Below are 12,096 nucleotides of genomic sequence, written 5' to 3' on the forward strand. Positions count from 1 at the left end.
GCGAAAAGAACACCACAGTCCTACAGTAGTGGCGCCACCGTCGGCTCCTGCCGCGGCCAAGCGTCGAGTACCGCCTTGAACAGCGTCGCCAGGGGAATGGCGAAGAAGATCCCCCAGAACCCCCACAGCCCACCGAACAGCAGCACCGCGCAGATGATTGCCACCGGGTGCAGGCTCACCGCTTCGGAGAACAGCAGCGGTACCAGCACGTTGCCATCCAACGCCTGGATGATCGCGTACACCGCCATCAGGTAGAAGAACTGATCACCCCAGCCCCACTGGAACAGCGCGATCAGGGTCACCGGCACGGTCACCACCACCGCCCCCACGTAGGGCACCACCACCGACAGCCCCACCAGCAGCGCCAGCAAGGCCGCGTAGTTGAGCCCCAGGCTGATGAAAGCGATATAGGTGGCGATGCCGCAGATCAGGATCTCGATGCCCTTGCCGCGGATGTAGTTGGCGATCTGCCGATTCATCTCGTCGCCCACGCGGGTCAGCAACCTGCGTTCACGCGGCAGGTAGCCGCTGACCCAACGGGCGATCATCTCGCGGTCCTTGAGGAAGAAGAACACTAGGATCGGCACCAGCACCAGGTAGATCATCGCATTGACCAGCAGCGGCAGGCTGGAGAGCGAGAACGTCAGCGCCCACTGGCCGAACTTGCCGATCTCGCCACGCACCGACTCGATGGCGCGCAGCACCTGCTCGTCGGAGACCAGGTGCGGATAGCGCTCCGGCAGCAGCAACAACAGCGATTGCCATTTGCCGAGCATGCCCGGCAACTCGTTGAACAGGGTGATCAACTGGTGCCACAGCAACGGCACCAGCACTACCAGGAACACGCCCAGCGCCCCCATGAACAGGGCGAACACCAACCACACCGCCATGCGCGTCGGCACCTTGAAGCGCTCCAGGGCGTTGACCAGCCCCTGCATGAGAAACGCCAGGACCATGCCCGCCAGCACCGGCGCGAGCATGCCGCCGAGCGTGAGCACCACGGTGAAGGCCAGGAACAGCAGGACCGCCAGCACCACTGCTTCCTCATCGGAGAAGTAGCGCTGCATCCAGTCGCGAAGCACTTTGAACATTGACGATCCTTGGGAAAGAAGACTCAGGCCTTGCGTAGCCAGTAGGTGTAGGTCCCTGACTCGGCCGTTTCACGAAGCAGCGTATGACCGGCAAGCTGGGCAAACGTGCGAAAGTCACGCTGCGAGCCGGCATCGGTGGCCACTACTTTGAGGACCGCGCCGCTGGCCAGGCGATTGAGCTCCATTTTCGCCTTGAGCAGCGGTAATGGGCAGTTCAGCCCGCTGGCGTCGAGCTCAGCGTCGCAGGTCGGGGTGTCGATCATCAGGAGTCTCCATGGCGGGCGCAATAAGGTGTTGCAGACGATGTCCGTAGGATACCGCCACTGGTCGGCAAGGTGCGAGCGGGCTACAGTAAGGGTTTTGATCGACGCGAGCTTCGTGCATGAATCTACTGCGCCCTACCCTGCTGACGCTGGCCTGCCTGATGGCCCTTCCTGGCCATGCCGACGACCTGCCGTCGCTGGGTGATGCCAGCTCTGCGATCGTTTCGCCGAAACAGGAGCACGACCTGGGCCGCGCCTGGCTGAGCCTGCTGCGCGGACAGGTCAACCAGCTCAACGACCCACAGCTCAAGGACTACGTCGAAACCAGCGTGTACCGGCTGGCCGAGACCAGCCAGCTGCAGGACCGGCGCCTGGAATTCATCCTGATCGACAGCCGCGAGCTCAACGCCTTCGCCGCGCCCGGCGGCATCGTCGGGGTCAACGGCGGCCTGTTCCTCAACGCCCAGACCGAAGGCGAGTACGCCTCGGTGCTGGCCCACGAACTGGCGCACTTGTCGCAACGCCACTTCGCCCGCGGCGTCGAGGCCCAGCAGCGTATGCAACTGCCCATGATGGCGGCGCTGCTGGCCGGTATCGTGCTGGCTGCCGGTGGCGGCGGCGACGCCGGGATCGGCGTGATCGCCGGCACCCAGGCCGCTGCCCTACAGGAGCAGCGGCGCTTCTCGCGGCAGAACGAGCAGGAAGCCGACCGCATCGGCATCCTCAACCTGGAAAAGGCCGGCTACGACCCACGCAACATGCCGAGCATGTTCGAGCGCCTGGCCCGCCAGTACCGCTATGACGCCAAGCCGCCGGAATTCCTCCTGACCCACCCGGTCACCGAATCGCGTATCGCCGACACCCGCAACCGCGCAGAACAGGCGCCCAAAGGCGGCGTCGAAGACAGCCTGCGCTACCAACTGATCCGCGCCCGCGTCGCCCTCACCTACGAAGGCACGCCGGGCCTCGCGGCCAAGCGCTTCCGTGCCCAGCTTGACGAAAACCCCAACCTCGACGCTGCCCGCTACGGTCTGGCCCTGGCGCAGATCAAGGGTGGCCAGCTGAACGAGGCACGGGAAAACCTCAAGCCGCTGCTGGCCAAGGCGCCCAACGACATCACCTACAACCTGGCGCAGATCGACCTGGACATCACCAACAACCGCCTGGCCGATGCCCAGCAGCGCGTCACCCGCATGCAAGGGCTGTATCCGGGTAACTACCCGCTCAAGCAGGTGAGCGCCGACCTGCTGGTCAAGCAGAGCAAGCCAGCCGAAGCAGAAAAGGTGCTGGACGACCTGGTCAAGAACCGGCCGGACGACCCGGATGTCTGGTACGACGTAGCCGAGGTGCGCGGGCTGTCAGGCAACACGATTGGCCTGCACCGGGCACGGGCGGAGTACTTCACGCTGGTGGGCGATTTCGATCAGGCAATCCAGCAGTTGGACTACGCCAAGCGCCGGGCAGGAAGCAACTTCCCACTGGCTTCGCAGATCGACCAGCGCCAGCGGGAGATCATGGAGCAGCAGCGGATGGTCAAGGACATGATGCGCTGATATGGACAGGGGCCGCTGCGCGCCCCAATCGCGGGACGAGCCCGCTCCCACAGCGAGCGAGGACATCACACACTGAGGGAGCGGCAGTCTGGCGTCAGGCGTTACCGGAGAGTTTGAGACGCGCCGCCTGGGTAAAGTCCAGCATCCGGTTCAGCGGCTTGATCGCACGCGGAATCAGCGCAGGCTCGACGAAAATCTCATTGCTGCCCTTGCGCAGGCAATCCAGCGTGCGCTCCAGCGTGTTCATCGCCATCCACGGGCAGTGCGCGCAACTGCGGCAGGCGGCGCCATTGCCGGCGGTCGGCGCTTCGACGAATACCTTGTCCGGACACAGCTGCTGCATCTTGTAGAAGATGCCGCGGTCGGTGGCGACGATGAAGGTCTTGTTGGGGAGCGTCTGCGCAGCCTTGATCAGCTGGCTGGTAGACCCCACCGCATCGGCCAGTTCGATCACCGACTCCGGCGACTCCGGGTGCACCAGGATCGCTGCATCCGGATACAGCGCCTTCATGTCGGCCAACTGGCGCGACTTGAACTCTTCGTGAACGATGCAGGCACCGTCCCACAGCAACATGTCGGCGCCGGTTTTCTTCTGGATGTAACGGCCCAGGTGCTGGTCCGGGCCCCAGATGATGGTCTCGCCGTTGTCCATCAGGGTCTCGACGATCTCCAACGCGCAGCTGGAGGTCACCACCCAGTCGGCACGCGCCTTTACCGCTGCCGAGGTGTTGGCATAAACCACCACGGTACGTTCCGGGTGCTGATCGCAGAACGCCGAGAACTCCTCCACCGGGCAGCCCAGGTCGAGGGAGCAGGTGGCTTCCAGGGTCGGCATCAAAATGCGCTTTTCCGGGGTGAGGATCTTCGCGGTCTCACCCATGAAACGCACACCGGCGACCACCACGGTCTCAGCCGGATGGTTCTTGCCGAAGCGGGCCATTTCGAGCGAGTCGGAAACGCAACCACCGGTTTCCTCGGCCAGGGCCTGGATCACCGGATCGCAGTAGAAGTGGGCAACCAGAACCGCATTCTGCGCCTTGAGCTCGGCAGCGATGGCCGCACGGTAATCGGCCTCCTGCGCGGGCGTCAGCGGATGGGGCTGCTTGGCGTCAAGGTGGGCTTGAACCAGGAGACGTTCGGAAATCTGGGTCATGATCGCTGGACCTGCGTGCGCGTCAGTCGAGTGTACCACCCGGCCCTGGCAGATCGGCTAACGGTGCCGGATGGCCGGCAGTGGCGGGCCATCGCGACCCCTCTGCGGGCGCGGATTATTATCGGACGGCGAAGGCTACAGGCAATCGGGGGAATGCAAAAGGTGTTTTTGCCAGGATAAGACATTCGCGGATAAACCCGCCCCCAGAGGTACACCACCACTGCAGGAACGGGTTTACCCGCGCAGAACTCAAGGCAATCGTCAGCCCTGTGGCGACAAAGCCGCCAGGTGCATGCTCATCAGCACGGCAAACTCCTCGACAGTCATCTTCTTGCCGTTGAAGTCCACCATGCCATCGGCGTAATGCAGGCTCGACACCACGTCGTTACCCTCGACCGTGGCCATGCCGCTCTGCAGCGCCATCATGCCGAGCATTTCCCCGGCCTGGCCCGACTGCAGGGCGATGGCCTGGGCGTCGGTCTGACCGTCAAGCAGCGCCTGCAGCGTGGCGAGGTCGCCGACCATCGCCTTGGACAGCGACAGCTTGCCCTGCAGGCGGGTCACCATTTGCTTGGCGATCTGGTCTGGCGGCAGGTCGAAGGACGTCGGATTGGCGAAGTCCAGCGACAGGTTGAAGTGGCTCTGACCATTCGCCGTCTTGAACGACAGGTCTTCCAGCGCCAGCTGCGGCTTGTCGGCCAACAATTTCTGCAGGTCGCCCTGGACCTTGGCGGTCTCCTCGGGGCTCATGTTCAGCGACGGCACCGCCTCGCCACGGGCAGCAGCTTCCTGCAGCTCGGGCACCTTGGTCTGATACCACTCCAGCAGTGCCTGGGTGGCCGGCATGTTCACCGACTTCATGCTCAGCACCATTTGCCCGCTGCCTACCGCGCGACCGGCGTAGGTGATATCGGACACCTTGTACTCCAGGCGCCCGCCCAGCTTGTCCTGGCCCTCGGCGCTGTACAGGTTGTTCTGCTCCAGCCCCTTGAGCACCAGCACGTCCTGCTTCGGCCCGAGCGTGGCTTGCAGATCGGCCAGCAGCAGGTTCAGGTGGCCGACATAGATCATGTCGTGCCCGGTACTGGCCAGCTCGCCGCCGATCTTGAAACCATTGAACTGCAACTTGACCGGCGGGTGATCATCACCAACCAGGGTCATGTCCAGACGCTCGGCATTGCCGTGGATTTCCACCGCCTTGCCTTCACGATCCCCCTTGAGCACCAGTTGCATGCCGGCGAAGTCGAGGACATTGCCATCACCTTCGTCCAGCTTGACCGGCGCCAGCCGGATGTCGCTCTCGACACCACCGCCATAACCCAGGCTGACCTGGCCGACCACTGGCGACTTGTCGCCTGCGGCGGCAAACCACGATGCGGTGTTGTCATCCTTCTGCAACTGGCTGTTGCTGACCGCCATCACCGGCAGCAGCTTGAACGCCTTGACCCGCGACCAGGGGAAAGGGCCATGCTCGATGTGGTCGGTCACACCGACCTCGAAGCTCACCGGCGCACCTTCGCCGATACGCAGGTCACTGGCCTTGAGCCGGTACTGCGCATCGCTGGTGAACAGGTGCTGGTCCAGCGAGACCAGCTCGATGGTCATGGTGCCACCCGTACCGACCAGCGCCTTCTGCAACTCCGCGTTACCGCGGGCGATGGACTGCTCCAGCTCCGTCGGCAGCTGTTTGCCGGTGTACCAGGCGCCAGCAGTGGTGACGACGGCGATGGCGACGGCCAGGCCGGAAAGGATGCCTACTGATTTCTTCATGAATAGAACCGATTGCTGTCCATAGGGCTGGTGGTGGCGCGAAGCACGCGACCGGGGTGCCAAGCGTAGCACTGTCGCTTGCCTGGCGCGGTGTCCACCCGGGAGATTTTCCTGCACTTGCGACGCGTCCTACAACTGCCGACAGATAACTCCGACGGCGCCGATCGTAAAATTTTACGAACACTAAAATCTGCTTTTTGCCCTAAACATCCAGGAAAACACATTTTCAGCGAAAAAAAAGCCGATAAAAACCTGAAAACCAATCAACCTGTCATGTTTAACTTGACACCCAACCGTCCAATCGTCTTTTATTTTCCCCACCTTGCTCCGCGCCCTCCACATCAAGAAAAAAGACCGCGCCGCCATCATGCCTGTCCGCCCCTGCCCCCAGGCGCCGCCGTTTCGCCGGCCCCGCCCGTACTGATCACGCGCCCACGCGCGAACCTTCGCTCCGCTATAAAAGGTGAACAACATGGAGCCCATCCGCTCGACCTTGCCGTGCCCGTCGCCCGCTTCGTCCCGCCTTCGCCGGGAGTGCCAGCATGCAGCCTGAGCACCCTGCCAATCGTCACGAGCAGTTTCGCAAGTCCCTGCGCCTCTGGCAGGTGGTGATCATCGGTCTGGCGTACATCGCACCGATGACCGTTTTCGACACCTTCGGCATCGTCTCCGGCATTACCGCCGGTCACGTGCCCAGCGCCTATATCCTGGCCCTGCTGGGTATCCTGTTCACCGCCGTGAGCTACGGCACGCTGGTGCGGCGCTTCCCGGAGTCGGGATCGGCCTACACCTACACGCAACGTGCGATCAACCCGCACGTCGGTTTCCTGGTCGGCTGGTCGTCGCTGCTCGACTACCTGTTGCTGCCGATGGTCAACGCCCTGCTGGCAAAGCTGTACCTGTCGGCAATGTTCCCCGAGGTGCCGGCATGGGTCTGGGTGGTGGCCTTCGTCACCCTGATCAGCCTGGTCAACATGCGCAGCATCAACCTGGTGGCCAACTTCAATACCCTGTTCGTGGCGGTGCAGATCGCGATCATGGCCGTGTTCGTCTACCTCTGCGTGCGCGGCCTGCACCAGGGCGAAGGGCTGGGCACGGCCTGGACGCTGACGCCGTTCGCCGATGAACAGACGCAGTTCAGCGCGCTGGTCGCCGGCGCAACCATCCTGTGCTTCTCGTTCCTGGGCTTCGACGCCGTCACCTGCCTGTCAGAAGAAACCCGCGACCCGGCACGCACCATCCCACGCGCGATCTTCCTGATCGCCCTGATCGGCGGCGTGGTGTTCATCATCATGTCGTTCTTCATCCAGGCGTACTTCCCGACCATGGACCGCTTCCAGGATCATGAAGCGGCCCTGCCGGAAATCGCCCTGTACGTCGGTGGCAAGCTGTTCCAGTCGGTGTTCATCGCCTGCACGGTGATCAACACCATCGCCTCGGGCCTGGCGTCCCAGGCCAGCGTGTCCCGCCTGCTGTTCGTGATGGGCCGCGACGAGGCGATCCCGGCCCGCCTGTTCGCCCGTCTGCACCCGCGCTATCGCACCCCGGTGCTGAACATCGTGGTGGTGGGCGTGATCGCCCTGTCGGCGATCTTCTTCGACCTGGTGACCGCCACCTCGGTGATCAACTTCGGCGCACTGATGGCCTTCAGCTTCGTCAACCTGTCAGTCATCAACCATTGCTATGTTCGCGAACGGCGCAACAAGGGCCTGACCAACAACCTCAAGTATCTGGTGCTGCCGACGATAGGCTTTTGCATCATCGCCGTGCTGTGGATCGACCTGGACGAGCACTCACTGGCGTTCGGCGGCGCCTGGGCCTTGTGCGGCGTGCTGTACCTGGCCTGGCTGACCAAGGCGTTCCGCGTCGCCCCACCAAGCTACGTGGCCGAATGACCCACCCTGCCGACAACGCCCGCGCCTGACCGCGGACGTTGTCTTGATCGAGAAGGAAACGCTCCATGTCGCTGCGCCGTCTCTCCATCCAGTGGAAAATCACCCTGCTTGCCGGGCTGTGCCTGCTGGCGGTGGTCACCTTGCTGGTGGCCACTTCGCTGATCCAATCCCGACGCAGCGCCGAACAGGTGTTCACCGCCAACACCGAACTGCTCGATCAAAGCGCGCGGCAGCGCCTGCAGGCCCACGCCGAGACCCAGTCGCTGCGCATCCAGCGTTATTTCATGGACGCTTATCAGTACGGCAATGGCTTCGCCCGCGTGGTGCAGGTGCTCAGGGCGCGCGGGGGCGACGAGTTGCGCAGCGAACTGGTGAAGGAAGCCGGTACGGCACTGGCAGGCAACCCTGACCTGATCGGCCTCTACCTGGTGTTTCAACCGGACGCCCTGGAGCACCAGGACGCGCGTTTCAGCGGCCAGGCCGAGCTGGGCAGCAACGAGCAAGGACGCTTCTCGCTGTACTGGTCGCGCGAAGGCTCAGGCGACGTCGCCTCCGAAGCGATGCCCGAATCGATGCTGGCCGACACCAGCATCGGCGCCAACGGCTCAGCCTACAACCGCTGGCTGACCTGCCCGCTGGAAACCGCCAAGGCCTGTGTGCTCGACCCCTACTTCGACGAAGTCAACGGCCGTCAGGTGCTGATGACCAGCATCGCCCTGCCACTGCTGGAAGACGGCAAGGTGATCGGCGTGGTCGGCCTGGACCTCGGCCTGGACAACCTACAGCAACTGAGCCTGGCTGGGCGCCAGGAGCTGTTCGAAGGCCAGGGCCAGGTCAGCATCGTCAGCCCCGTCGGCCTGCTGGCCGGGCACAGCCAGGACGCCAGCCAGTTGAGCAAGCCCCTGGAGCAGGCGCTGGGTGAGGCGGTGCGCGAACTGGTGGCACCGATGCGCACCGGTCAGCCAGTCGAGCGCCAGGAAGGCGGGATGCTGCGCGTCTCCCATCCGTTCGCACCGATCCCTGGCGCCGCGCCCTGGCAGGTGCTGCTGGAAGTGCCTGAAGCGGTGCTGCGCGCCCCCGCCGTGGCGGTCAACCAGCGTCTGGACACCCACAACCAGCAGGCCAACCTCACCAGCCTGCTGATCGGCCTGGTCGCTGCCGTGCTCGGCCTGCTGCTGGTGTGGCTGACCGCCCGCGGCGTGACGCGGCCAATCCTGGCCGTGGCCGAGCGCCTTCGCGATATCGCCAGCGGCGAGGGCGATCTGACCCGACGCCTGGACTACGCCCGCGACGACGAACTGGGCCAGCTGACAGGCTGGTTCAACCGTTTCCTCGACAAGCTCCAGCCGGTGATCGCCCAGGTCAAGGCGTCGCTGCACGAAGCACGCGGCACGGCCGATCAGTCGGCCGCCATCGCCAGCCAGACCAGTGCCGGCATGCAACTGCAGCACCGCGAGATCGAGCAGGTGGCCACCGCCGCCAACGAGATGAGCGCCACAGCGCAGGATGTCGCCCACAACGCTTCGCAGGCTGCCGAGGCTGCGCAAGGTGCCGACCAGGCCAGCCAGGAGGGCCTGCAACTGGTCGCCAGTACCCGCCAGACCATCGCCAACCTGGCCGCGGGCATGGATGCGGCCATGGACGAAGCCCGTTCACTGGCCGGGCGCAGCGAGCAGATCGGCTCTGTACTGGAGGTGATCCGCGCCATCGCCGAACAAACCAACCTGCTGGCCCTCAACGCCGCCATCGAGGCCGCCCGTGCGGGCGAAGCCGGCCGAGGGTTTGCCGTGGTCGCCGACGAGGTGCGCAACCTGGCCCAGCGCACCCAGGTGTCGGTGGAGGAGATCCGCGTGGTGATCGAAGGCCTGCAGCAAGGCACGCGCGATGTGGTCGATGCCATGCAGGCCGGTCAACGCCAGGCCCAGGACAATGCCCAGCGCATGGACCAGGCGCTCCCGGCCCTGCAGCGAATCGGCGAGGCCGTGGCGGTGATCAGCGACATGAACCTGCAGATCGCGTCGGCGGCCGAGGAACAGAGCGCGGTGGCTGAGGAGGTGAACCGCAACGTGGCGGGTATTCGTGATGTGACCGAGTCGTTGTCAGGGCAGGCCGAAGAGTCGGCGCGGATCAGCCAGGCGCTGAACCGCCTGGCCAATCAGCAGCAGGCACTGATGGAGCAGTTCAGGACCTGATCGGCGGTACTGCGCTGTTCTTTTCGCGGGCAAGCCCCACAGGGTAAGAGCGAGCTTGCCCGCGAAAGGGACACCGCGACATTCACTCCCCGAACACCCGCGAAGGATGGCGCAAGGTCGGATCGAACGGATTGATCCTCGGCCCGATCGCCGTCGTTTCGCGCTTGAGCAACTCGACCACCATCGGCAGCCGCTCCGGCCCCAGCCGGTCACTGATGGTCGCCACGCTCAACGCCGCCACGGCATGGCCATTGCCATCGAGGATCGGCACCGCCAGCCCGGCCATGCCCGGCAGCACGCCGGTATTGCGTGCGGCATAACCCTGGCGCCGCACGTTCTCCACCTCCGCACGCAGGAACACCTCGTCGTACAGGTGAAAATCCCGTAGCCGCGGCAGATTGTTGCGAATCACCGCCTCGCGCTCCTCCTCCGGCAGGAAGGCGAGGATCGCCAGGCTCCCCTGCCCCACGCCCAACGCCACACGCCCACCGATATCGCCGGTGAAGGTACGGATCGGATACGGCCCTTCGCTGCGATCCAGACACACCGCATCGAACCCACTGCGCGCCAGCAGAAACAGCGAGTCCCCCAGCGAGGCCGACAGACGCAGCAAGCTGGGCCGCACCAGATCGCGCAGGTTGCCGCTGTTGCCTGCCCGCGCCGCCAGGGCAAAGAAGGCCAGGCTCAAACGATAACGCTTGCTGCGCGCCTCCTGCTCGACCATGCCTTCATCCACCAGGCTGCGCACCAGCCGGTGCACGGTCGGCTGCGACAGGCCGACCTGCTCGGCCAGTTCGATCACCCGCATGCCCTCCACCGGCGCCTCGCCCAATACCCTCAGCACCGCGAACAAGCGCGAGACCACACTGACCCCAGGCTCTTCATGATTTCGTTTATCGGAATTCAATTTGTGCTTGTCCTTACCTGAATTTCACTGAGCGAATAAAACTGAAAATAGTGCTCGACTCAGTGAAATTCGCCATTGATGCCATCCTAGGCTTGCGCCTACTCTGCGTCCACCGGGACAAATCGAACAACACACCGGTGGCCTCGTGAGTATTCATCGGTCCTCGATTTGCCTCCTTGCATCTGCCCCCAACAACAAGTGTGCCCGACACGCGACAAAAGACAGGTGGAACGCAGTCATGGCCTTTCTGCAACTGGACAATCTTTGCAAACGCTACGGCGCGATCGACGCCGTGGTCGCCACCAACCTCGCCATCGAACAAGGCGAATTCGTCTCCTTGCTCGGACCTTCAGGCTGCGGCAAGACCACCACCCTGCAGATGATCGCCGGCTTCGTCGACGTCAGCAGCGGCCGCATCCTGCTCGACGGACGCGACATCACCCACGCCAAGCCCAGCAGCCGTGGCCTGGGTGTGGTGTTCCAGAGCTACGCCCTGTTCCCGCACATGACCGTGGCCGACAACGTCGCCTTCGGCCTGCGCATGCGCAAGCAGCCCGAAGCCGAGATTCGCCGCAAGGTGACCGAGGTACTGGCGCTGGTGCGCCTGGACCGGCATGCCGAACGCTATCCACGCGAACTGTCAGGTGGCCAGCGCCAGCGTGTGGCCTTGGCCCGGGCGCTGGTGATCGAACCACCGGTGCTGCTGCTCGACGAGCCACTGTCGAACCTCGACGCCAACCTGCGCGAAGAGATGCAGTTCGAGATCCGCAGGATCCAGAGCGAAGTCGGCATCACCACGCTGATGGTCACCCACGACCAGGCCGAAGCCCTGTCGATCAGCGACCGCGTGGTGGTGATGCAGGCCGGGCGCGTCACCCAGGTCGACGAGCCGTATCGCCTCTACGAACACCCGCGCACCCGCTTCATCTCCGACTTCGTCGGCAAGGCCAACCTGTTGCCCGGCGAGCTGGACGGCGCGGGCCTGCCACAGGTGCAACACAGCCGCGACGCCAGCCTGACCCTGAGCCTGCGCCCGGAAAAGATCGACCTGCTCGACAACGGCGCCGGTCGCCTGCAGGGCCGCATCCTGACCCGCTACTTCCTTGGCAGCCAATGGCTGTACCGCATCGGCACACCGCTGGGCGAACTGACCGTGGTGCGGCGCAACGATGGCAGCGCACCGCTCGGTGAAGGTGTCGATGTCGGCCTGGACTGGCAGCCCGAGCTACTGCGGGTGCTCGCTGCCGACGAGGTGAGCGCATGAACAGCGCC

9 protein-coding genes are annotated in these 12,096 nt (G+C 64.3%); 4 read left to right on the forward strand and 5 right to left on the reverse strand.

Features of this window, described 5'->3' with window-relative positions:
* Nucleotides 1-20: 20 nt before the first annotated feature.
* Nucleotides 21-1,091, reverse strand: a complete 1,071-nt coding sequence (locus tag HU729_RS08720; protein ID WP_186667149.1) for an AI-2E family transporter — start codon at nucleotides 1,089-1,091, stop codon at nucleotides 21-23.
* A 23-nt stretch (nucleotides 1,092-1,114) separates the two neighbouring features.
* Complete coding sequence (locus tag HU729_RS08725; protein ID WP_186667150.1) at nucleotides 1,115-1,354, reverse strand: sulfurtransferase TusA family protein; 240 nt, start codon at nucleotides 1,352-1,354, stop codon at nucleotides 1,115-1,117.
* Nucleotides 1,355-1,473: 119 nt separating this feature from the next.
* Here HU729_RS08725 and HU729_RS08730 point away from each other — a divergent pair, with 119 nt between their 5' ends.
* Nucleotides 1,474-2,907 (forward strand): M48 family metalloprotease, encoded by a 1,434-nt coding sequence (locus tag HU729_RS08730; protein WP_186709563.1) that lies wholly within the window; start codon nucleotides 1,474-1,476, stop codon nucleotides 2,905-2,907.
* 94 nt (nucleotides 2,908-3,001) lie between these two features.
* Here the strand turns inward: HU729_RS08730 and nadA are convergent, their stop codons facing one another.
* Nucleotides 3,002-4,060 (reverse strand): quinolinate synthase NadA, encoded by a 1,059-nt coding sequence (gene nadA, locus HU729_RS08735; protein WP_186667152.1) that lies wholly within the window; start codon nucleotides 4,058-4,060, stop codon nucleotides 3,002-3,004.
* A 261-nt stretch (nucleotides 4,061-4,321) separates the two neighbouring features.
* Nucleotides 4,322-5,830: a YdgA family protein gene (locus tag HU729_RS08740; protein WP_186709565.1), complete on the reverse strand. Its 1,509-nt coding sequence runs from the start codon at nucleotides 5,828-5,830 to the stop codon at nucleotides 4,322-4,324.
* Nucleotides 5,831-6,372: 542 nt separating this feature from the next.
* On the opposite strand from HU729_RS08740, the gene HU729_RS08745 reads away from it, so the two are divergent.
* Together HU729_RS08745 and HU729_RS08750 are read left to right on the forward strand one after the other, a co-directional pair.
* Entirely contained in the window at nucleotides 6,373-7,725 is a 1,353-nt protein-coding gene (locus HU729_RS08745; RefSeq protein ID WP_186709566.1) for an APC family permease, read from the forward strand.
* A 65-nt stretch (nucleotides 7,726-7,790) separates the two neighbouring features.
* Entirely contained in the window at nucleotides 7,791-9,917 is a 2,127-nt protein-coding gene (locus tag HU729_RS08750) for a methyl-accepting chemotaxis protein (RefSeq protein WP_186709567.1), read from the forward strand.
* An 82-nt stretch (nucleotides 9,918-9,999) separates the two neighbouring features.
* Here the strand turns inward: HU729_RS08750 and HU729_RS08755 are convergent, their stop codons facing one another.
* Complete coding sequence (locus HU729_RS08755; RefSeq protein ID WP_186667157.1) at nucleotides 10,000-10,824, reverse strand: IclR family transcriptional regulator; 825 nt, start codon at nucleotides 10,822-10,824, stop codon at nucleotides 10,000-10,002.
* Nucleotides 10,825-11,062: 238 nt separating this feature from the next.
* On the opposite strand from HU729_RS08755, the gene HU729_RS08760 reads away from it, so the two are divergent.
* Nucleotides 11,063-12,088, forward strand: coding sequence for an ABC transporter ATP-binding protein (locus HU729_RS08760; protein ID WP_186709568.1), 1,026 nt, complete (start codon nucleotides 11,063-11,065; stop codon nucleotides 12,086-12,088).
* Nucleotides 12,089-12,096 lie beyond the last annotated feature (8 nt).

This window comes from Pseudomonas sp. RW10S2 (genome assembly GCF_014268985.1).
GTDB lineage: Bacteria > Pseudomonadota > Gammaproteobacteria > Pseudomonadales > Pseudomonadaceae > Aquipseudomonas > Aquipseudomonas wayambapalatensis.

Coding starts and splice junctions, on each gene's coding strand:
- HU729_RS08730 (WP_186709563.1), top strand. CDS start 1,474: ATGAATCTACTGCGCCCTACCCTGCTGACGCTGGCCTGCCTGATGGCC.
- HU729_RS08750 (WP_186709567.1), top strand. CDS start 7,791: ATGTCGCTGCGCCGTCTCTCCATCCAGTGGAAAATCACCCTGCTTGCC.
- nadA (WP_186667152.1), bottom strand. CDS start 4,060: ATGACCCAGATTTCCGAACGTCTCCTGGTTCAAGCCCACCTTGACGCC.
- HU729_RS08760 (WP_186709568.1), top strand. CDS start 11,063: ATGGCCTTTCTGCAACTGGACAATCTTTGCAAACGCTACGGCGCGATC.
- HU729_RS08720 (WP_186667149.1), bottom strand. CDS start 1,091: ATGTTCAAAGTGCTTCGCGACTGGATGCAGCGCTACTTCTCCGATGAG.
- HU729_RS08745 (WP_186709566.1), top strand. CDS start 6,373: ATGCAGCCTGAGCACCCTGCCAATCGTCACGAGCAGTTTCGCAAGTCC.
- HU729_RS08740 (WP_186709565.1), bottom strand. CDS start 5,830: ATGAAGAAATCAGTAGGCATCCTTTCCGGCCTGGCCGTCGCCATCGCC.
- HU729_RS08725 (WP_186667150.1), bottom strand. CDS start 1,354: ATGATCGACACCCCGACCTGCGACGCTGAGCTCGACGCCAGCGGGCTG.